The 21,094-nt window shown below is 70.1% G+C and carries 20 protein-coding genes; 10 read left to right on the top strand and 10 right to left on the bottom strand.

Translation table 11 applies throughout. The annotated features are described in order from the left end of the window. The 4 genes from ACO0LV_RS06595 to ACO0LV_RS06610 all read right to left on the bottom strand — a co-directional run bounded on the left by ACO0LV_RS06595 (window position 1) and on the right by ACO0LV_RS06610 (window position 3,901). Window positions 1-1,095 (bottom strand): nitroreductase family protein, encoded by a 1,095-nt coding sequence (locus ACO0LV_RS06595; protein WP_424787084.1) that lies wholly within the window; start codon window positions 1,093-1,095, stop codon window positions 1-3. After that, the gene (locus ACO0LV_RS06600; RefSeq protein WP_424787085.1) at window positions 1,092-2,156 is read right to left on the bottom strand and encodes a glycosyltransferase family 2 protein; all 1,065 of its coding nucleotides are present in this window, start codon (window positions 2,154-2,156) and stop codon (window positions 1,092-1,094) included. Before ACO0LV_RS06600 ends, ACO0LV_RS06595 begins: the two co-directional genes overlap by 4 nt. Before the next feature lie 163 nt (window positions 2,157-2,319). Further along, complete coding sequence (locus tag ACO0LV_RS06605; protein WP_424787086.1) at window positions 2,320-3,108, bottom strand: aldo/keto reductase; 789 nt, start codon at window positions 3,106-3,108, stop codon at window positions 2,320-2,322. 115 nt (window positions 3,109-3,223) lie between these two features. Then, the gene (locus ACO0LV_RS06610; RefSeq protein ID WP_424787087.1) at window positions 3,224-3,901 is read right to left on the bottom strand and encodes a DUF998 domain-containing protein; all 678 of its coding nucleotides are present in this window, start codon (window positions 3,899-3,901) and stop codon (window positions 3,224-3,226) included. Window positions 3,902-3,946: 45 nt separating this feature from the next. Here ACO0LV_RS06610 and ACO0LV_RS06615 point away from each other — a divergent pair, with 45 nt between their 5' ends. Together ACO0LV_RS06615 and ACO0LV_RS06620 are read left to right on the top strand one after the other, a co-directional pair. Then, window positions 3,947-4,564 (top strand): TetR/AcrR family transcriptional regulator, encoded by a 618-nt coding sequence (locus ACO0LV_RS06615; RefSeq protein WP_424787088.1) that lies wholly within the window; start codon window positions 3,947-3,949, stop codon window positions 4,562-4,564. Window positions 4,565-4,678: 114 nt separating this feature from the next. Further along, window positions 4,679-6,328, top strand: a complete 1,650-nt coding sequence (locus tag ACO0LV_RS06620) for a transposase (protein WP_424787089.1) — start codon at window positions 4,679-4,681, stop codon at window positions 6,326-6,328. A 185-nt stretch (window positions 6,329-6,513) separates the two neighbouring features. Here ACO0LV_RS06620 and ACO0LV_RS06625 read toward each other — a convergent pair whose 3' ends face one another. Continuing rightward, a complete protein-coding gene (locus ACO0LV_RS06625; RefSeq protein ID WP_424787090.1) occupies window positions 6,514-7,389 on the bottom strand; it encodes an AraC family transcriptional regulator in 876 nt (291 codons plus the stop codon). Between the two features lie 28 nt (window positions 7,390-7,417). Between ACO0LV_RS06625 and ACO0LV_RS06630 the strand changes: the two genes are divergently transcribed. Together ACO0LV_RS06630 and ACO0LV_RS06635 are read left to right on the top strand one after the other, a co-directional pair. After that, window positions 7,418-7,909 carry a VOC family protein gene (locus ACO0LV_RS06630; protein ID WP_424787091.1) on the top strand — a complete coding sequence of 164 codons (492 nt, stop codon included), beginning with the start codon at window positions 7,418-7,420 and terminating at the stop codon, window positions 7,907-7,909. Between the two features lie 123 nt (window positions 7,910-8,032). Then, complete coding sequence (locus ACO0LV_RS06635) at window positions 8,033-8,899, top strand: alpha/beta fold hydrolase (protein WP_424787307.1); 867 nt, start codon at window positions 8,033-8,035, stop codon at window positions 8,897-8,899. Here the strand turns inward: ACO0LV_RS06635 and ACO0LV_RS06640 are convergent. Together ACO0LV_RS06640 and ACO0LV_RS06645 are read right to left on the bottom strand one after the other, a co-directional pair. Beyond that, on the bottom strand, window positions 8,820-9,242 hold the full coding sequence (locus ACO0LV_RS06640; protein ID WP_424787092.1) for an STAS/SEC14 domain-containing protein: 423 nt from the start codon (window positions 9,240-9,242) through the stop codon (window positions 8,820-8,822). The two genes, ACO0LV_RS06635 and ACO0LV_RS06640, sit on opposite strands and share 80 nt — an antisense overlap. A 66-nt stretch (window positions 9,243-9,308) precedes the next feature. Further along, complete coding sequence (locus tag ACO0LV_RS06645) at window positions 9,309-11,864, bottom strand: hypothetical protein (protein WP_424787093.1); 2,556 nt, start codon at window positions 11,862-11,864, stop codon at window positions 9,309-9,311. An 874-nt stretch (window positions 11,865-12,738) separates the two neighbouring features. On the opposite strand from ACO0LV_RS06645, the gene ACO0LV_RS06650 reads away from it, so the two are divergent. From ACO0LV_RS06650 to ACO0LV_RS06665, 4 genes are all read left to right on the top strand, one after another. Next, window positions 12,739-14,013, top strand: a complete 1,275-nt coding sequence (locus tag ACO0LV_RS06650) for a molybdopterin-dependent oxidoreductase (protein ID WP_424787094.1) — start codon at window positions 12,739-12,741, stop codon at window positions 14,011-14,013. Beyond that, window positions 13,992-14,282: a hypothetical protein gene (locus ACO0LV_RS06655; RefSeq protein WP_424787095.1), complete on the top strand. Its 291-nt coding sequence runs from the start codon at window positions 13,992-13,994 to the stop codon at window positions 14,280-14,282. Before ACO0LV_RS06650 ends, ACO0LV_RS06655 begins: the two co-directional genes overlap by 22 nt. 183 nt (window positions 14,283-14,465) lie before the next feature. Continuing rightward, window positions 14,466-14,876, top strand: coding sequence for an HIT family protein (locus ACO0LV_RS06660; protein ID WP_424787096.1), 411 nt, complete (start codon window positions 14,466-14,468; stop codon window positions 14,874-14,876). Between the two features lie 83 nt (window positions 14,877-14,959). Then, window positions 14,960-15,172, top strand: coding sequence for a dodecin (locus tag ACO0LV_RS06665; protein ID WP_424787097.1), 213 nt, complete (start codon window positions 14,960-14,962; stop codon window positions 15,170-15,172). Between the two features lie 75 nt (window positions 15,173-15,247). Here the strand turns inward: ACO0LV_RS06665 and soxR are convergent, their stop codons facing one another. Continuing rightward, window positions 15,248-15,706 (bottom strand): redox-sensitive transcriptional activator SoxR, encoded by a 459-nt coding sequence (soxR, locus tag ACO0LV_RS06670; protein ID WP_424787098.1) that lies wholly within the window; start codon window positions 15,704-15,706, stop codon window positions 15,248-15,250. 144 nt (window positions 15,707-15,850) lie between these two features. Between soxR and ACO0LV_RS06675 the strand changes: the two genes are divergently transcribed. Further along, the gene (locus tag ACO0LV_RS06675) at window positions 15,851-17,734 is read left to right on the top strand and encodes an ABC transporter ATP-binding protein (RefSeq protein WP_424787099.1); all 1,884 of its coding nucleotides are present in this window, start codon (window positions 15,851-15,853) and stop codon (window positions 17,732-17,734) included. A 57-nt stretch (window positions 17,735-17,791) separates the two neighbouring features. Then, a complete protein-coding gene (locus ACO0LV_RS06680) occupies window positions 17,792-18,406 on the top strand; it encodes a nucleotidyltransferase family protein (protein ID WP_424787100.1) in 615 nt (204 codons plus the stop codon). A 411-nt stretch (window positions 18,407-18,817) separates the two neighbouring features. On the opposite strand, the gene ACO0LV_RS06685 is transcribed toward ACO0LV_RS06680, so the two are convergent. Further along, window positions 18,818-19,963 (bottom strand): ring-opening amidohydrolase, encoded by a 1,146-nt coding sequence (locus tag ACO0LV_RS06685; protein ID WP_424787101.1) that lies wholly within the window; start codon window positions 19,961-19,963, stop codon window positions 18,818-18,820. Between the two features lie 30 nt (window positions 19,964-19,993). Continuing rightward, a complete protein-coding gene (locus ACO0LV_RS06690) occupies window positions 19,994-21,007 on the bottom strand; it encodes a carbamate kinase (protein WP_424787102.1) in 1,014 nt (337 codons plus the stop codon). Between the last annotated feature and the right edge of the window lie 87 nt (window positions 21,008-21,094).

Here is a 21,094-nt window from a genome sequence, read left to right on the forward strand (position 1 = left end):
TCATCGCGCACTGTTGAAACGGCGCAGAACGTCGAGGGATTTCTTCGGCGAGGAGGCCACCAGCGCGTCGCGATCGGCGTACCCGACGGCGATCAGGCAGATGACCCGCTCATGGGGCGCTAGGCCCAGGGTCTTCGCCATCTTCATCTCCAGCGGCTCGAAGTCGGGCCAGTTGATCACCGATGAGCTCAGGCCCAGGGTCTCCAGGGCGTACAGGAACCCCATCGTGGCCAGTGCACTGTCGATGTAGATAGCGTGCCGGTCCCGCGGGGAGAAGTAGTTGTCCAGGTTGCCCTTGACCACGATCACCGTGGGGATCTGGTGGTGGTACCCGGCCGTGCCGAACGGGATCGAGGCGACCTTGCGCACCATCTCGGGCTCGTCGAACACCAGGAACTCATACGGGAGCCGGTTGCACGCCGTCGGGGACTCCCGGCCCACCAGCAGGGCCTTGTCGATCAGGTCCCGCGGCACCGGGCGCTGGTCGAACCACCGGATCGAGCGGCGCTGCTTGGCCAGGGCGAGGAGCTGGTCATAGGTGATGTCGCTGGGTTTGATGTCGCGCTGCGGATAGGGGCGCATCGGCACCCCGTTCGTCTCGCCGTCGGGCACGGGGATCGCCGCGAACTGCGACCGGGCCCGATCCACCCCCGGGTCCCCGTCCGGGACGATCTCGAAGTACTCGGTGAGGACCTCGCGCGCCCAGAGCAGTTCGTCGCGCTCGATCGAACGGTCGCCGGCCTGCCCGGCGACCGCGACGCGGTAGTAGTCCACGGTCTCGCCGATGTAGTCCCGGGCGAACACCGGACGGCGGGGCTGCATCGACATCCCCTTCTCCAGGCGGTGGATATTGCGCCGCAGTTCCACGTGGGTGGGCCGGGAGGTGCTCAGCGCCCGGAAGTAGGCGCGCCGCCCGGACAGCACCGCGTACTGCTCCCGGTTGAAGGTGAGCAGCCCGGGCACCGAGTAAGCCGTCGCGGGCAGACGGTGGGAGCCGAACAGGTTGAGCGTGGCCCGGGTGCCGCCCTCGTAGACCTTGCGCACCGCCGGGACGGCGAGCAGGTTCTTGGCCACGCGCTTGAGTGTGGTGATCATCGCGCTCCCCTGAGCCTGTGCGGCACGGCCGACGACGACGCAGCCCCGTTCGCGCTCGCCCCACCCCGGTCTGTGCTGCCCTGCTCTACGCTGCCCGCACTTTCGTCGTCGTGCTTCTGCGTGGGCGGGTACTGCATGACCTTGAGGCGCTCCAGGGTCTCCTCCAGCAGCACCCGGTTGGTGCGCTGCAGGTCGGCGATCACGAGCAGCGCGAAGGAGAGCAACCCCCCGATGAGCATCGCGGTCCCGAAGATCAGTGACTGTACGTGTCCGGCGCCGTTTCCCTGCAGCCAGAACACGGCGAATCGCACGAACGGTATCGCCGCGAGGATCAGCAGCAGCGTGCCCAGGGCGCCCAGGATGTAGTGCGGTTTGTGCATCAGATAGGAGCGCACGATCGCCGAGCCCGAGCGAGCCATGTGCTGGCCGATGTGGCTGAACAGGCGTGATTCGCGGGCTTTCGGATTGGTCTGGACCGGCATCGAGGCGATCCGCAGCCGCTTGTTCCCGGCCTGGATGATGGTCTCCATGCAGTAGGAGAAGGTGGTGACCACGTTCAGGCGCAGCAAGGCGACTTTGGAGTAGGCCCGGAAGCCGCTGGCCGCATCGGGCAGGTCGGTGCCTGCGGCCTTGTTCACCACCGCGGAGCCGACCCGTTGCATGAGTTTCTTGAAGGGCGAGAAGTGCGGGGTGGTGGCGGTCTGGCGGTCGGCGATGACGATGTCGGCGCTGCCGTTGACGAGGGGTTGCACCAGGTCGGCGATGCGGTCCTGCGGGTACTGGTTGTCGCCGTCGGTGTTCACCACGATGTCCGCGCCGTGGGCCAGGGCGTAGTCGACACCGTCGCGGAACGAACGCGCCAGACCCATGGTGCCCACGTGGCTGACCACGTGCTTGACCCCGTGGGCGCGCGCCACTTCGACGGTCCGGTCGGTGGAGCCGTCATCGATGATGAGGATCTCGATGGACTCGATTCCCGGGATCCGGGTGGGGATGGATGCCAGCACCATGGGCAGCGTCTGCTCTTCATTCAGACACGGCACTTGCACGAATAGTTTCATCTGTCTCTCACTGACTGGGCGGCTCGTGCCCCGTGTTCCCGCGCGACTACGGCCCCTCCCACCATAACCGGTGCGGTTGCCGAGCCCACGGCCGCCCGTCCAGCCACGCCCGGGACTGCCCGCGGACGCTCAGCCCGCCACGCCCTGTACCGCCTGCGGACGCTCAGCCCGCCAGGGCGTCGATGCGGGCCACCTCGTCGGCGGTCAGGGAGAAACCGAAAATGTCGGCGTTGGCGCGGATCCGCCGCGGCGTGACCGACTTGGGGATCACCACGATGTCGTGGTGCAGGTGCCAGCGCAGCACCACCTGGGCGGGGGTGACATCGTGGGCATCGGCGATGGCGCCCAGGGTCTGGTCCTCCAGGTCGCTGCTGCGGAACGGGCTGTACCCCTCCACGACGACGCCGCGCTCGGCGGACTCGGCCAGGAACACCGGGTCGTGCACCGACGGCGCCCACCGCACCTGGTTGACCGCCGGGGCGACTCCGGTGGCCTCGATCAACTCATCGACCTCTTCGATGCTGTAGTTGCTCACGCCCACAGCCCGGGCGAGCCCCTCCTCGCGGGCGGCGAGCAGTTGCTCCCAGATGCCGGGGCCACCCTCCTCAGGTGGTGAATGGATCAGGTAGAGGTCCACGCTCGGTACGTTCAGGACGGCCAGACTGTCATCCAGCGCCTCGCGGGCCCGGGCGGCGTCGGCGGGCAACAGCTTCGTGGTGATGAAGACGTCCTCGCGGGGCAGCCCCGAGTCCACCAGCGCCTGCCCGACCTCAGCCTCGTTGCGGTACATCGCGGCGGTGTCCAGGTGCCGGTACCCCGCACCCAGGGCGGTGGCCACGGCGCGGCGGCACTGCTCGCCACTGATCTGCCACGTCCCGAAACCCAGCATCGGCATCTTCACGCCGTCCGGGAGGTGGGCGGCCGGCTCGTGCAGTGGGTTCGACGATCGCATGTTCTCGACGCTAACGCCGTTGCCGCCGGTCCGCACCCGCCGGAAGACGCTCGGCGGGTACCACTGGTAGGCCTCGGAGGTGTGGATTCGGCTCGGGTACCGGCCGGCCGGCTTCTTACGCGACTTCTCCTGTGTCCGGGTGCGGCACCCAGCGGTAGATCCGCGCGCACGCCAGGGCGAGCCAGAGCCAGCCGGCGGTCACGGCCAGCCACAGCAGCGCCACCCCGGCCGGGGTGGTGGCCAGCGCCGCCCCGCCGACGAACCCGGCCACGATCAGCACCGCGAGGCCGATCGCCGGCCACCGGGGTCCGGGGACCGAGTCCGCGCGCATCCAGGCCGCATACGCCAGCGCCGCCGCGGCCAGGGCGAGGAACCCCAGAGCCCCGAACACCAGGTGCAAGATCCCCCCGGTGGAAGCGGTGGCCTCTGCGGCGTCCGGCGGGAACCCGGCCATCGGGTCCGGCCGGAAGATCGCGCTCAGGATGAGGCCAGCACCGTAAACGGCCACCAGGGCGGAGATCGCGAGCCCGCGCCCGCTGCGGATCGCCCGGAAGATGCCGTAGGCGGCCGCGAGCACCATCAGCCCGCTCAGCACCAGGTTGGCCCGCTGCATCCACCCGCCCTCACCCAGGGTGAGCAGCGAGAGTGCGTGGGCGCTCAGGTCGAAGCCGGGGCGGGTCAGCGCCAGCACCAGGCCGACGATGAGGTAGAACGGCCCGGCCACCACGCCCCAGCCGAGCAGGCTGCGGGTGATCGCGGCGTCGCGGTTCAGTGTGGGTGCGGTATCGGCCATCGTCTCACCTCTTACACTGATGAGTGTAAAAGATGGGAGCCGAACATGGAAGACCCCCGGGTGCTGCGCTCACGAGCCCGCATCATCGACGCGGCCCGGCACTGCTTCGCCGAGCAGGGCTACCGGGACACCAGCGTCGCTGACGTCGCCGCCCGGGCCGGCATCACCAAGCGCACCATCTACAACCTGTACGAGGACAAGGAAGCCCTGTTCCGCACCGCACTCGAGGCCTCGATCGCGATCGCCGAGACCTTCATCGCCGATCTGGTGACCGAGATCGAGAACGTGGCCGAGGCGACCCCGGACCTGCCGCACCTGGCGGTGCGCCTGGCCCAGGACGTGCTGATCGGGCAGGTGACCGACCTGCGCCGGCTGGTGGCCACCGAGTCCGCGGAGTTCCCCGACCTGGCCCAGCAGTACCGCACCAGAGCCCCGGAGGCGGTCCTCACCGCCCTCGCGGCCGCCTTCGCTGAACTCACCGAGCGCGGCCAGTTGGCCGCCGAGGACCCGGACCTGGCCGCCGAGCACTTCGCGTTCCTGGTGATGGGCGCGGACCTGGACCGCCGGATGCTGGGCGCCCCGCCGATGTCACGGGCCCGGGTGCGGCGCAAGGCCCTGGCCGGGGCGCAGACCTTCCTGCGCGCCTACGGCACCCAGTCATAGATGGCCACCGCCGCCGCGGTCCGGGCCTCGGCCAGAGGGGTCAGTCGCTAGGAGACTGCTGAAGAATGCGTGTCCCTGCCCGGTGGGTGGGTCCGGGTGGGGAACGCTTGGTGTATGCAGGGGAGATCGCGGGATCAGCGGGATCTGTTCGACGCGGAGTCGATGGCCGGGGATCTTCTCGAGCCGGGAAGCGTGTTCGCGTTCCTGGCCGAGCACCGGCTGACTCTGTTTCCGGAGGCGATGTTCGCTGACCTGTTCCGGTCTGCGCGGGGTCGCCCGTCGGTGCCGGCGGATGTGGTGGCCGCGGTGCTGGTGTTGCAGGCCCTGCACGGGTTGTCAGACCGGGAGGCTACCGAGGCGGTGACCTTCGATCTGCGGTGGAAGGCGGCCTGCGGGCTGGGTGTGCAGTCGCCGGCGTTCCATCCCACGACGTTGACGTATTGGCGCCGCCGCCTGGCTCAGTCACAGCGGCCGAACCGGATCTTTGAGGCGGTCAACGCGGTGGTGATGGAGACCGGGGTGCTGCGGGGCAAGAACCGGCGGGCGCTGGACTCCACGGTGCTGGAGGACGCGGTGGCCACTCAGGACACCGTCACCCAGTTGATCGCCGCGATCCGCCGGGTGGCCCGGGATGTCACCGGTGGCAAGGAGCTGGTCGCGCAGTACTGCACCGGCCACGACTACTCCTCGCCGGGCAAGCCGCGTATCGCCTGGGACGATCCGGCCGCCCGTGAGGAGCTCGTCTCAGCCCTGGTCACCGACGCTCTGGTGCTGCTGGACCACATCGATGTCGATGGGTTGGAGGAGGACGAGGCCCAGGTCGTGGCGCTGTTGGCGGTGGTCGCCGGGCAGGACGTGGAGCCGGCCGAGGGTTCTGATGGCACCGACGGTCGCTGGCGCATCGCTCGCAAGGTGGCCTACGACCGGGTGATCTCCACCGTCGATCCGGAGACCCGCCACGCGCACAAGACCGTTCATCAGCGCCGTGACGGGTTCAAGGCTCATGTCGTGGTCGAGCCGACCACCGGGTTGTTCACCGCCACGAGGCTGACCAAGGCCGCGGGACCGGAGTCGGCTGACGGGACCGTGGGGACGGACCTGCTGGCCACCGACAGCACACTGACGCCCCACCAGTCGGAGCACGCGAAGGACGCCGGGACCGTCGGGGATGCGGCGCACGCCACGGCGAGGCAGGAGCCGCCTGCCAGGCAGGTCCCGGTGGAGGTCCTGGCCGACTCCGCCTACGGCACCGGCGACGCGCTGGCCGCCCTGGAGCAGGCAGGGCACACCGCGATCATCAAGCCCTGGCCGCTGCGCCCGGCCGTCCCGGGCGGGTTCACTCTGGAGGACTTCACCGTCGATGAGGCCGCCGGCACCGTCACCTGCCCAGGTGGGCTCACACGCAGCATCAGTCCCAAGCGCAAGGTCACCTTCGGCGCCGGCTGCCGCGGCTGCCCGCTACGCGATCGTTGCACCACCGCAACAAGCGGGCGCAAGCTCACCCTCCACCCCCATGACGGGCTGCAACGCGCGCACCGCGCCCGGGCCCAGCAGCCCACCTTCCAGGAGACCTACCGCAGTCAGCGGCCGATGGTCGAGCGCTCCATCGCCTGGCTCACCCGCGGTAACCGCAAGGTCCGCTACCGCGGGATCACCAAGAACGACCACTGGCTCGCCCGCCGCGCCGCAGCCATCAACCTCAAGCGGCTGCTCACGCTAGGGCTGCAGCGCACCGGCGGAATCTGGGTGATGGCCACCGCCTGAGCACGGCGGCCATCACCCTGGCCTCGGGCCTGATTGACGAGCAGAATCGGACCCGGCGGGCGGGTCGACCTCGTTGTCCAGCCAAGCGCTGTGACTTACCAGAGCCGCTCTGACGTCCAAAGTGATGGCGGCCCGCCCGTCCCGCTCAGATCGCGAGCCACAACAGCGCCTTCTTCAGCACCCTCCTAGCGCTGCGCCGCCCGGTAACGCGACGGTGGCACCCCGATCACCTGAGTGAAGGCGCGGGTGAAGTGGGCGTGGTCGGCGAACCCCAGGGAGGCCGCGAGCGCCGAGAGGTCCTCGCCCGCACCGGCGTCCAGGGCGGCCACGGCGTCCTGCAGCCGGTGGCGGCGCAGCACCCAGAGGGGGGAGGCGCCCACGTACCGGGTGAACAACCGTTGCAGGGTGCGCACCGAGACGTGCACGTGCTCGGCGATCGGTGCCAGCGTCACGTGCTCGCGCTCGCGCATCAACTCCACCGCCGCCCGCACCACCGGATACCCCGAATCGGCGCGCACCTGCTCGGCCCGGTGCGCCCAGTAGGTGCTCAGGAAGGTGCCGGCGATGTCGCGGCGAGCCTCGTCGTCGTCGGCTTCCAGGACCTGTGCGGTGAACCCGGCGACGGCGGGCCCGAAGACCTCCTCGGCGCCGACGACGGCGTCGGTCAAGTCCCGTACGTCCCGGTCCAGCAGGGCGGCCAGGCCGCCGGGGTGGAAGGCGATGCCGGCCACCCGCCCGGCCACGGGCAGGTCGACGGTGAAGACCTTGGTGACCAGGCCGTGCACGAGCGCGGCCGGGACGGTGCGGTGGTGCAGGATTCCGCCCTCGGCGGCCTCGACGGTCAGGTGGGTGACCGGGTGGGACAGTACCTGCTGGCGGAAGGGCGCGGGTTCCTCGTGGCGCCAGGTGACCCACCAGTAGTAGGCCACCACCTGATCCAGGGGCGCGGGCACGCTCAGGCGGCCGGTGTCGAACACCCGGGCGCCGGCCTTCGGCCACAGCACCGCGCCCTGGCGGCCGGCGTGGGCGGCAGGAGGTTGTCGCGGATCTTCAAGCCCCACATGCGTCACTGTAGGGAGGCTGGAGCCCATGAGCACGCACTATCTGCCCGACGGATTCACCACCCTCAGCCCTCTGATCGTGGTCACCCCGGCGAGCGCCGCGATCGACTTCTACGCGGCCGTGTTCGGCGCCGAGGTCGCGACCCGGATGGACGGCCCGGACGGGTCGGTCTGGCACTGTGAACTGAACATGGGCCACGGCCGGATGACCGTGATGGATCCGAACGGCCAGTTCAACACGGTCGCCAACAACCCAGCGGATGACGACGTCAGCTTCAGCCTGGCGATCTACCTTCCCGACGTCGATGCGGTGCTGCTGGCGGCCCGCGAGCGCGGGGCGCGGGTGCGGGAGGAGGCGGCCGACTTCGAGGTGACCGGGGACCGGTTCGCCTCCATCCAGGACCCGTTCGGGGTGCGTTGGACGATCATGACCCGGATGCAGGAGCGCACCGATGCCCAGATCCAGGAGGGGCTGGACGCCTGGGCGGCGTCGCTGGCCACGACACCGACCGCTGGGTGATAGACGTGCGAGCACGCTGCCCGCGCTGTCGGCCTCTTGACCGACGTAGCAGCGCGGGCCGCCAAGGCAGCGCAGAGTATTGCGGTGCTGACACCAGGAGCGCACACTGCAACCGTGGCTGAGATGGTCGCGGTGCCAATTGAGCACGGGTCGCTGGAGGCGGAGGTGTTCGGCACCGGCACGCCGTCCGTGCTGGTGATCCAAACGGCGTTACACGCCGATGAACTGGCACCGCTGAGCAGGGCGCTGGCAGCACACACGCCGGGCGCGGTGATCCATTGCCATCGGCGCGGCTACGCCGGGAGCAGCCCGGCGGTCCCGGGGGCGACTATGGCCGAGTTGGCCGACGACGTCCGCGGGCTCATCGGTGCGCTCGGCCTGGCACCGGTGCACCTGGTGGGCGTGAGTTTCAGCAGCGCGATCGCCCTGACCCTCGCCGCGGTCTCCCCCCGGGACGTGCACACCCTGACGGTGGTTGAAACACCCCCTATCCAGGGCCCCACCGTGTCCCAGTTCCGCACCGACGCCGCCGGGTTCGTGAGCCTGTTCGAGGCGCAGGGCGCAGCGGCGGCGCTGGCGGAGTTCCTTTCCATGTTGGCCGGCCCGGACTGGCGGGAGTGGTGTGAGGCCGACATGCCCGGGTCGGTGGCCGCGATGGAGCGCGACGCCGTAACGTTCTTCACCTCGGATATGCCGGCCCTGCTGCACTGGGAGCCCGAGCGCAGTGACCTCAGCCGGATCCGGTGCCCGGTGCTCTGTGTGGGTGGCCAGTCAACCAGTCCCTGGTTCCGCGAAGCCCGCCAGGTGTTGCAACGCTGGCTCCCCCAGTCCGACCACGCCGTGGTCCCTGGGGCGGGTCATGTGGTTGCGACCACCCATACCGAGGCTCTGGCCGAGTTGGTCAGCGACTTCATTCGCCAGCATCCAGCCACGCCAACGCCCGCTGGCGCTGACCGGACTCGAACAGTTCCACCGTCACGCCCGGGATGAGCGCGCCTCCGGCCTTGGACAGCGCCCGGACCACGCCGCCGTCGGTGAGCACCGCCACCCGCTCGAACCTGGACAGATCTCCCAGGCGGGAGAGGGCGAGTTTCACGTCCTCCTTCACCCCACTGGGGCTCAGGCCCTCCATCCGGCTCAGGTCGGCGAGCATGCGTAGGCGCGGATGCTGGTCCAGCGCCGCGTGGATCTGCGGGGCGAGGTGCTCGTAGTCCTCCTCGGTGACTGTGCTCGAGGCTGTCACCTCGATCAGGCCCTCGGGCGTGGTGTGCATCTGCATCATGGTGGCCTCCAGTCGTCTGGGGTGATCGTCAGCGGCCCTTGTGGTGGTCATGCCACTGTCGCCGAACACCGCGGGTGCTGCCAGTGGGGGCGCAGCGCCAACCGCCGAGCAGCGGGGTCAGTCGTCGACGATGAGGATGCCGTTGACGGTGAAGGTCGTGGTGCCGGAGGAGTTGGCGGTCGTGGGCTGCCACGTCTGGGAACATTCGACGTCGATCACGGCGTGGTCCTCATCGTTCAGGTGGCCGGTGAGCGTGGTGCTGCGGTCCGGGGGGAAGTAGATGTCATGGCCCGCGGTCACGTGGTGGAACGGTCGGCCGGTGTGGCAGGTCAGCGGCCAGTGCTCGACCTCCGTGTGGGTGGTTGTCTCCCGTCTGGGGTGGTGGATGACGGTGGTGACGGTCACCGGTAGGCTCCCGTGCAACTGCATACCGCTGTCGTCTACCTCTGCGGTGAGGTAGCCGCCGTCCTCGGTCTCCCCCCACATGCCACCTAGGGTGGCCTGGCCCTCGAACCGCTGCTCGACCACATGGTCTTCGCACCCTAGGTAGGGAGAGCAGCGTTCGCTTCGGAACGACCCGTGCACCGACCACAACGAGCCCGCGCCCGAGTACCGCGTGACGCCGTCGTCATGGCTGGGCGGCCGCAGATCGTCCTCGTCGAACCCGGGTATGGGGGGTAGGGGGGCGGGCGCGCCGCCGTCCTGGGTCTGTTCGAGGTGAACCTGGAGGGCACCGTTCCAGTGCACCTCCGCGTGGATGGTGACCGGTGTCGCGGTGGGTGGGTCGTCGTACTGACCCTCCATCTCCAGGAGCAGTTCCCCCGCAGGCGGGTCGCAGTGCAGATCGTGGATCCGCTCGACGGTGGCCTCACCCGACAGGGCCGCGCCGGGGTCGGTGTGCGAGTTGGACACGATGAGCATGAGGATCCCGGCGACGCAGAACTCGCTGCCGTCCGGTGTGAGGCTGACCGTGCGCCGGCTGTATCTGCCACGCTCGTCGCGCACGATCGCTTCCATCTTGGGGGTGCCCTCGTCCTCAAGTTCGACGGTCACGCGCACCCCGGCCGTTTCCTCGCGCGAGCCCTCGGGGTAGATGATGTGGTACTCATACCCCAGTCCGGGGACGCCGGTGTGGTCGATGGTCAGTGCGTCCTCGCCAAGGTCGTGGTCGGGCATCGGGGGCAGCACGTCATCTGGGAAATTGGGGTCCAGGTGCACGAACCGGGTGCCGATGGGGTTGCCCGCTGGGTTGGCGTTGACCATTCGCATCACGAAATCCGGGAACCTGGTCGCGACCGGCACCTGGGCGTCGATTGCCGCCAGCACGTCCTCGTGCCCGCCGCCGGTTCCCGACAAGTCCTGCCAGGTGTTGAAGATGGACTGAGCCCCGGCTTCCTGTTCCATGAACATCGCCCAGAGGGCGGTGGCGTAGGGCTTGTCCGGATGGGTCTCGGCAACCAGCGAGCCGTCCTCCCTCTGCATCCTGTGCAGGTGCCGCAGGTGCTCATCCCCGAAGTCCCCGGGCAGGTAGTACCGCTCCGCCCAGGTTGCGGTGCCCTCGATTAACCAGCGTTCATCGAGGTGGTCGTGGTGGGCGAACTGGAGCACGTGGAAGACCTCGTGCACCACCACACGGGCCAGTTCCGAATCCGGACCGGTTCCGTGGTCCTCCAGGACGCCGGCGTCGATCAGGACGTAGCCGCTGGAGGCGGTACGCCCAGCCGGACGGGTCGGGACGGCCAAGCCCCCGGCGCCACTCTCGATCCTGCTCACCTCGCCTCGGCGTTCCGGGCCGAGCCAGCCCGCATCGAGCAGGTAGATGTCGACCTTGTCATCGGAGTCCGGATGCGGATCATCAGCGGGCCTGTCCGGCTTCGGGGGACCCATGCCCTCCGGAACGGGTTTGGTCATTTCCGGCACGGTGCCATCGACGATCCCGATGACGGCCTCCAACGCCTCCTCGGCTCCCACCGTGCCCGCACCGCGGTCGGCGCAGATCCAGACCCGGATCGGGACCTGGTCGCTGGCCCGGGTCTCCCAGTCGCCCGGGCACTGCCGGCCACCTGACTCGTTGTTCTCGGGGGCGTTCACCTGGGTCCACGTCAGCGCAGCCTGCTGCCACCCCCGGCCCTCCGCGCCCTCGGCGCCGGCCTCAGCGTCTGAGTCCTCGCCGTCCTGGTTGTCGCTGTCGTTCTGGCTGTCGCCTGCCCCGTCCGGGCTGTGGCTGAACGCGCTCTGCGGGTCGGTGGGGCGCAGCAGATACGGGCCCACGGCCTCGGCTACCTCGGCAGGCAGGGTGTCCAACTCCCGGACCGCTTGGTTCAGCGCCGCGGAATCGTGGGAGGCGGACTCCCCGCGGTACTCCCGCGGCAGGCGCGGGTCGTTGAACTGACCCCACACCCGGTACATCAGTCCGGTGGGCTCATCCAGTTGTCCGGCCGCCACGGCGGCCTGGACCAGGGTGGTCGTGGTGGTGGTTGGCGGGTCGTCGTCCGGCGCGTCCGGGGAAGGCAGCAACCCGTCCTCGTCCTCGACGGGAGCCGCGGTGATCCCCTCATCCGGGGACGCGTCCGGTGCTGGGGAGGCGTCCGGTGCCGGGGAGGTGCACCCGGCCGCCACCAGCGCCAGCAGCCCTGCCAGCAACGCCGCGTATCGAAGTCGCGCGAACCTCATGATCCCCTTCGGCCAGTTCGTCGAACCTGAACGCTACCGGCGGGCGGTGCTGTTCGGAGGCGGAACCGGGGGGTGAGTATGGGCGGGCTTAGCGCCGAGGCGGCTGGGCGCGGAGCTGGACCGCCCCATCTATTCACTCGTTGCTTCTTGAACCGTTCCGCCCTGCTCGACAAGGAGCCTCTCCGAGATTGCGCCGCGAAGAACGCCTTCGAGTCTGCCTCTGACATTGGAACCGAGGCGAGCCACACCGAAGATGCGGGCAGTTTCTCGCAACGCGTCCTCACGACTCATGCCGTGCGCACCCCTGACAGCATCAATCATCGCGTTGCGAAGTTCCGGGGCCCAAGAGGATCATCTCTCAGTCGAATATTCTCCTTCAGGCCAGTGGATACAGGACCGTGTCAACGACCGCTCTCGCGCGAGCGCACAGGCGTACCGAAATTCCCAACGAGGTCGCACACCTTTGGCGGCGATCGAAACGAGCGTTCAGGGCCACTCCTAAGAATCGGCCTCAATACGCTAGCGATGCGGATCTGAGGTGGCATTGCCTCGGCGCGTCGCCTGCTTTCGATGCCGTTTCTACGGACGCCGCGCCCCGCCGTCTCCCTTGGGTTGGTGCCGGGCTGGAGGTTCGGGTCGGGCGCATGCAGGCAGGTGGTTTCGAGTTCCTCGACGATCGGGTTCCCGCCGGGGCGGCGTTGACGCGGGGCCGCTCGGCCCAGTCCGCACCAACGGTTCCGGCCACATCCGGTGAGCCCCGGTAGCTGCGGATTGACAAGGCGGCGCGACAGTTCTAGGTCAAGTTCACCTTCCGGACTGATCGCGATGGATCAGCACATGCGGATGAGTTACCACCTAGTGCGATCATGGGGTGATGAGCCGGGGCTCCGCAGCAGAAGCCGCGCTGGCCGGGGTGGCCGCGGGGGCGGTGACCCTCGGCGTGGCGGAGGTCGGCGCCGCCCTGCTCACCCGCACCGGCGCCGCGAGGTCCACCCCGTCACCGCTGCTGGCTGTGGCCGACACGACCGTCGATCACTCCCCGGCGTGGCTGCGCGACTTCGCCATCGCCACCTTCGGCACCGCGGACAAGACCGTGCTGCTGGTCGGGATGGGCGTGGTGCTGGCCGTGGTCTGCGCCGGCATCGGGCGTCTTGCGGCCAGCCGGATGACGACGGCGATGCTCACCTTCGTGGTGGTGGGCGCGGTGGGGACGACGACGGTGCTCACCCGTCCTGGGGCGCAGGTGGGCGACGTCGTACCCACCGCGGTCGCCGTCGTCGTCGGCCTGTTCGTGCTGAACGGGCTCAGCCGGCCGCGCCCGCAACGGCAGGCCGGGGTGGAGCAGCCGGCCACGAGCACCGACCGGCGTTCGGTGCTGGTCTGGGGCGCCTCGCTGACGGTACTGGGGACGCTGGGTATCGTGGCCGGCCGGGCGCTGCAGGGCGCCGGTCAGGTGGTGCGCGCCGCACGGGAGATGTTCACCGTGCCGGCCGTGGCCGAGCCGGTGGTGATTCCGGCACAGGTCGATCCGGGTGTGGAGGGACTCTCGCCCTGGCGAACCCCGAACGACGCCTTCTACCGGATCGATACCGCGCTAGCGGTGCCGCAGGTGGACCCGGGCACGTGGCGGCTGCGGGTGCACGGCCTGGTGGAACGGGAGGTGGAGATCGACTTCGATCACTTACTGGCCCAGGAGATGGTGGAGGCGGCCGTGACACTGACGTGCGTGTCTAACCCGGTCGGTGGGGACCTGGTCGGTAACGCGGTATGGACCGGGTGGCCGGTGCGCGAGCTCCTCGCCCGGGCCGAGCCGGACCCGGATGCGGACATGGTGCTGTCCACCAGCGCCGACGGGTGGAGCGCCGGCACTCCGCTGAACGTCCTCACCGACGAGCGCAACGCCCTGCTGGCGGTGGCGATGAACGGGCGGCCGCTGCCGGCCCAGCACGGATTCCCGGTGCGGCTGGTGGTGCCCGGGCTGTACGGGTACGTGTCGGCAACCAAGTGGGTGACAGATCTGAAGGCACCCGGTTCGCCGACGACGAGGGGTACTGGAGCCCGCGAGGTTGGTCCGAGCGCGGGCCGATCAAGACCGCATCGCGCATCGACGTCCCGGCCGGCGAGCGCGTGCAGGCCGGGGCGACGGTGATCGCCGGGGTGGCCTGGGCCCAGCACCGCGGCATCAGCGCAGTCGAGGTCCGGATCGACAACGAGCCTTGGCAGCAGGCCACCCTGGCCGCCGAGCCCAGCGTGGATGCCTGGCGGATGTGGCACCTGGACTGGGAGGCCACACCCGGTGAGCACGTGATCGTCGTACGCGCCACCGACGGCAGCGGGGCCACCCAGACCGAACGCGCCATGCCACCGGTGCCCGACGGCGCCACCGGGTGGCACTCGGTGCAGGTCGAGGTCATATAACTGCGCCAAAGCAGCGGCTGGATTACCGCCGGGCGCACGTGGCCACGCAAGAGCAGGTGCGTGCCGTCGTCCTGGTCTTCCTCCCGCTCGGCCGCCCGCAGCCAACGGGCGCGCGCAACGAGCCGCTGCCATCATCGGGCCCATGGATCGACGCCGCACCACACCCCGTCCCCACGGCACGTTATGACCATCTGCGCCTTCTGCCGCATCGCCGACCACACCGAGCCGGCGAACCTGGTGCTGGACACCGAGGACGCGTTGGCCTTCCTGGACATACACCCGCTGTTCAAGGGCCACGTGCTGGTGATCCCGCGCGAGCACCACGTGACGTTGCCGGACCTGCCCCCGGCGCAGGTGGGACCGTTCTTCGCCGCGGTGCAGCGCGTGTCCGCCGCGCTGCCCGAGGCGCTAGGGGCACATGGGACGTTCGTGGCGATGAACAACGTCGTCAGCCAGAGTGTGGCCCACCTGCACTCCCACGTGATCCCGCGCCGCCGCAAGGACGGCCTGCGCGGGTTCTTCTGGCCCCGCCAGCGCTACGACGACGACGAGGCCACCGAGTACGCCAAGCGGATCCGGTCGGCGCTCGGTTGAAGCCTGCGGTTGAAGCCTGCGGTTGAGGCCGACGTCGGCGCCGGCCCACATGCAGTGCGGACCGAGCACGGCCACAATGAACCATGAGCGATCACACGTACCGAGTAACCGAGATCGTCGGCTCCTCCCCCGAAGGTGTCGACCCCGCGATTCGTAACGGCCTGGCCCGGGCGAGCAAGACGTTGCGCAACCTCGACTGGTTCGAGGTCACCCAGATCCGCGGCCACGTCGAGGACGGCCAGATCGGGCACTTCCAGGTCGGCCTGAAGGTCGGCTTCCGCCTCGACGACGAGTAAACCCCCCACGATCCCGCAGGCACACGGTGCCCGGAGGAGCCTGGGCACAGGTGCGGGCGCCCGGCCTCCCGCCCCTCACTCTTCTAGCAACCGCCTCGGCCCCGGCCCGCGACGGCCGTAGACGTCCTCGGGGTTCGCTAGCCCGCACCGGTCGATGGACAGGCACCCGCACCCGACGCAGTCGGTGAAGTCATCGCGCAACTGCTGCAGTTGGTGGATGCGCTCGTCCAACTCCGTTCGCCAGCGCCCCGAGAGCCGCTGCCAGTCCGCTCGCGTGGGTGTCCGCCCGGCGGGCAGTTCGTCGAGGGCCTCCCGCACCTGCGCCAACGGAACGCCCACCCGCTGGGCGATGCGGATCAGCGCCACCCGGCGCAGGGTGTCGCGCCGGTACCGGCGCTGGTTGCCCGCGGTCCGAGTGCTGGTGATCAGGCCTTTGCGTTCGTAGAAGTGCAGCGCTGAGGCCGGTGTCCCACTGCGGGCGGCCAACTCCCCGATGCTGAGTTCGTTGCGGTTCCACGCGGGCGCTGTGGTCATGATCGCTCCAGAATCCCGTTGACCTCAACCATGGTTGAGGGTACACAGTAGTGGCTTCAGCGCGGCCCGGTCCCGCCCAGCGGCGCAACCCCTCCCGCGCCCGCACGATCCCCCCGCACGATCCCGACCCAAGGGGAGCACCCCATGAGCATGGAGTCCACCGCGTGGCACTCGATGTACACCGCCATGCACGCCCAGAACGACCGACGGCCATTCTCCCGCGCCACCCTGGCCCGGATCGCCGCATTCGCCGTCCCGCACCGGCGCCGGATCGTCTGGTTCACCCTGGTCAGCGTCCTGACCGCAGCGATGACCGTGGCCACGCCCCTGCTGGCGGGGCGCGTCATCGACGCGATCACCCACAACGCCGAGGTGCGCGTCGTCGTCGTCCTCGCTGTGCTGATCGGGCTCATCGCGCTCGCCGAGGCCGGGTTCGGACTGATCCAGCACTGGCTGTCGGCCAACATCGGTGAAGGGCTGATCCTGGACCTACGCACCTCGGTCTATGACCACGTGCAGACGATGCCGGTGGCGTTCTTCAGCCGCACCCGCACCGGTGCGCTGGTGAGCCGGTTGAACAACGACGTGATCGGAGCCCAACGCGCGTTCTCCGACACCCTCTCCGGGGTGGTCAGCAACGTCGTCACCCTGGTGCTGGCGCTGATCGCGATGGTCTCACTGTCCTGGCAGATCACGGTGATGACGTTGCTGCTGCTGCCGGTGTTCGTGCTCCCGGCCCGGCGGATGGGTGCGCGGCTGGCCCGGCTGCGACGCGAGGCCGCGAACCACAATTCGACCATGAGCACCCAGATGACCGAGCGGTTCTCCGCCGCCGGCGCCACCCTGATCAAGTTGTTCGGGCACCCGGAACGCGAGTCGGTCGAGTTCGCCTCCCGGGCCGCGCGGGTCCGTGACATCGGGGTCCGTTCAGCGATGGTTCAGGAGGTCTTCTTCATCGCCCTGACCCTGGTCTCGGCCCTGGCGCTGGCGCTGGTCTACGGACTGGGCGGGTTCTTCGCCCTGGCCGGGGAGTTGGAGGCCGGCGCGGTCGTGGCCCTGGCGCTGTTGCTGACCCGGCTGTACGCGCCGCTGACGGCCCTGGCCAACACCCGGGTGGAGGTGATGAACGCGATGGTCAGTTTCGAGCGGGTCTTCGAGGTGCTCGACCTGCGACCCCTCATCAGGCAGAAGCCCGACGCCGTGGCGCTGCCGGATGGGCCGTTGTCGGTCGAGTTCGACGATGTCTCCTTCGCCTACCCCTCGGCCGAGCAGGTCTCACTGGCCTCCCTGGAGGAGGTCGCCACCCTGGACCCGCGGGCCGGCGCCACGGTGCTGCACCAGGTGAACCTGCGGGCCGAGCCCGGGCAGACCGTGGCGCTGGTGGGCTCCACCGGCGCGGGAAAGTCCACCATCGCCTCCCTCATCCCGCGGCTGTTCGACGTCGACTCCGGCGCCGTACGCATCGGCGGGCTGGACGTGCGCGATGCCACCACCGACTCCCTGCGCGATGCCATCGGGATGGTCACCCAGGACGGGCACCTGTTCCACGACACCGTGCGGGCCAACGTCGCGCGGGCCCGGCCGGAGGCGTCCGACGACGAGGTCTGGGCCGTACTGCACCGGGCGCGGCTGGGTGAGCTGGTCGCCTCGCTGCCCGACGGCCTGGACACCGTGGTCGGTGAGCGCGGGTACCGCCTCTCCGGCGGGGAGCGCCAGCGGCTGACGATCGCGCGGATGCTGCTCGCCCAGCCGCGGGTGGTGATCCTGGACGAGGCCACGGCCCACCTGGACTCCACCTCCGAGGCTGCCGTGCAGGCCGCGCTCACCGAGGCCCTGGCCGGGCGCACCGCCATCGTGATCGCGCACCGCCTGTCCACCATCCAGGCGGCGGACACGATCCTGGTGGTCGAGGACGGCCGGATCGTGGAGTCCGGCGGCCATGCCGCGCTGCTCGTCGCCGAGGGCCGGTACGCCGAGTTGTACCGCACGCAGTTCTCCCGGGGCGAGGAAGTACCGGCGGCGCTCTGAGCGGGCAGGCACCGACCGCACCCATGAGCCGTGAGCCGGCATCGATACGCTGACTCGATGGCGAACGTGGCGGGCATCCTGCTGGCGGCCGGGGCCGGGCGGCGGATGGGCCGGCCGAAGGCGCTGATGCGCTCGGTCGATGGCACGCCTTGGCTCACCGCCGCCGTCCGGGCACTGCACGACGGCGGCTGCTCGCCCGTCGTCGTCGTCCTCGGTGCCGCAGCAGAGGAGGCGCGGGCGTTGCTGAACGGCCTGGACGTGCAGGCACTCGAGGCCAGTGACTGGGCGACCGGGATGGGCGCCGCCTTGCGCACCGGCCTGGCGATGCTGGCCGAGGGGGCCGGGCGCCCCGACCGGGATGGGTATGGCGACGATCCGGCGCCGGCCGCCGCGGATGCGGCGCTGATCCACCTGGTGGACCTGCCCGACGTGGGGCCCGACGTCGTCGCGCGGGTGATCGCCCGCTCCGCGCCCGACGTGCTGGCCCGCGCGGACTACGGCCACGGCCCGGCGCATCCGGTGCTCATCGGCCGCGAGCACTGGCCCGGGGTGATCGCGAGCGCCCAGGGAGACCGTGGCGCCCGGGACTACCTCCGGGGCCGCGACGTGCTAGCCGTGGACTGCTCGGACCGGGCCACCGGCCGCGACATCGACACCCCCGCGGACCTGTAGCCCGCGCGGCACCCCGCGCCGCCACCCCGGACCACCCCCTCGCGCCGCCACCCCGCACCGCCACCGCGCGCCACCGGCCACCGGCCCGCCCGCCGCAACCGTCCGATTGGATAGTTCCGGCGATCCCATCGCATCCCCACTCGCTGCAACCATCCAATTGGATAGTTCCAGCGAACCCACCGCATCACCACCCGCCGCAACCATCCAATTGGGCGGTTGCGGCGGGGTGATGTAGCGGCGCGGCTGGCGCGGCACGGTGGTGCGGCGCGCGGAGCAGGGTGGTGCGGCGGGCGCGCCGCGACGGGGTGGCGCGGCGCGACGGGGTGGCGCGACGACGGGGTGATGTAGCGGCGCGACGGGGTGGTGCGGCGCGCGGCGTGGCGGGGGTGGTGCGGCGGGCGAGCCGCCGGCTCAGGCGGTCGGCTTCGGCGGGCGGTACCCGGTGGGCTCATCACCCAGGTCCACGATCGCGGCCACCGGGCCGCCGCCGTCGGGCCCCTGGTGGGCGGCGGAGACGGACACGAACACCGCCGGGTCACCGGTCACCGAGGCGGTCACCCCACCCACGGCGGCCTTGATCTGGCGGTGCCAGTGCACATCGGAGTCGTCCATCATGGCGTTGCGGCGCCCGCGGACCTGCCCGTCGCCGGAGGTCTCGCACTTGAGGAACACGTTCACCAGGCGCCCGTCGATGTCATCGCGGTGGGGCTGGGCGGGCAACACCAGCCCGGCGTTGCGGATCGCATCCCAGATGCCGTCGGTGTCGATCGCGTCGCGCATCACCGCGTGGCCGATCTTGTACCGCCCACCCACACCGCGGGCGTTGCCGACCACCACGATCTGGGCCTGGTCCAGTTCCACCCCGGAGGAGCAGGAGGCCACCGCGGAGTACAGATCCCGGTTCTTCATTACATCGGCATCGGTGGGCATCTCGATCTCACCCAGGGCCACCGCGATCCCCAGCGCGGTGGTGCCGTTGGACAGGTCCATCGACCCCAGGGTGTCCTCGGTCCACACGGTCTCCCCGCGGGACTTGGCGTCGGCGATCGTGTGCATGGTCAGCAGCGGGGTCTTGGTCTGCACGTAGTGCACGTCGGCGGGGTCGGTGATGCCGGCGCGCTCCATGGCCACCTTCACACCGGCGGCGACCTTCTCGATCATCGGGGTGCGCCCGATCTCCTCGGGCAGCAGGGTCTCACTCATCGCGAAGCCGACCGAGACCCGGGGCTCGTCGGTCTGGATGGTCTCCTCGGCCGGCACGGTGGCGAAGATGGTGGCGTGCGGGGAGATGACACCGTCGGTCCCGCCGGACCACACGATCGGGATCTGCTTGACCTCCTCCTCGCTGCGGGTGCCCTTGGCCATCAGCACTTCGCGGAAGGCTCGGTCGGCGATGATGCGGGTGTAGTCGTTCACCCCACCGTTGCCCTCGGTCTTGCCGATGACGGCGATGACGCGGTCGGCCTGCATGGTGCCGGCGTCGATGAGTTCGGTGAGACCGGACGCGTCCGTGACGTTCTTGATGGGGACCTTACGGATCTCGATGGCTTCTGGCATGGCGTGGTGTCCGTTCCTTTCGGTGAACTGCTACGGGCGGGATTGGTGGGGTTCGGTGCGGACGGGGTGGGGTTCGGTGCGGACGGGTTGGGGTTCGGTGCGGGCGGGTTGGGGCGCGGCGGTGACCTGGGTGCCGGCCCTGCCCTCGACCGCCTCGACGATGTGGTCCAGGGAGGTGATCACGGACCGGCCGCCGCTGCGGGCGAAGCGCAGCGCGGCCTCGACCTTGGGCCCCATACTGCCTGCGGCGAAGTGACCCTCGGCGGCGATCGCGGTCAACTCCTCCACGTCGATGGCACCCAACGGCCGGGCCTGCGGGGTGCCGTACCCCACGATCGCGTGCTCCACGTCGGTGGCGATGAGTAACACGTCGGCATCGACCAGCGCGCCCAGCAGCGCGGCCGCGAGGTCCTTGTCGATCACGGCCTCGACCCCCAGGAGCGCGCCGCCGGCTTCCCGCACCACCGGGATACCGCCGCCCCCCGCGGCGACGGTGACGAAGCCGGCTCGCACCAGGCTCAGCACCGCCGGGGCGTCGAGGATCTCCCGCGGCTCGGGCGAGGCCACTACCCGGCGCCACCCCCGCTCACCCATGTCCTGCCAGTTCTGCCCCTCGGCGATGAAGCGCCGGGCCTCGGCCTCGGGCAGGAACCGGCCGATCGGTTTGGTCGGTGTGGTGAAGCCGGGATCGTCGGCGTCGACGAGGGCGCGGGTGACCACCGACGCGGAGCGCCGGTCGAGGCCGCGCCGCGCGAACGCCTCATCGAGACGCTTGGTCAGGGTGTAGCCGATCGTGCCCTGGGTCTGGGCGCCGCACCAGTCCAGCGGGACGATGGGCACCACATCGGCGGCCAGCTCGTTCTTCACCAGCAGGTTGCCCACCTGGGGTCCGTTGCCGTGGGTGATGACCACGTCCACGCCCCGGGCCACCAGATCGGCGATCCGTTCCGCCGCCGTGCCCAGGGCCGCTTCCTGAGCGGCGACCGTGGCCTCCCCGGTGGAGGAGGTCATCGCGTTGCCCCCGAGGGCGATCAGCGCGCGCACACGGCCTCCTCGTCGTCGGTCTGTGTGAGCAATCTACGCCCGCGACCGCCGCGGCTGTACAGCGACAGTAGCCGAGGTGCCCGGTAC

The organism is Pseudactinotalea sp. Z1739 (assembly GCF_049725055.1).
Classification (GTDB): Bacteria; Actinomycetota; Actinomycetes; order Actinomycetales; family Beutenbergiaceae; genus CALKWS01.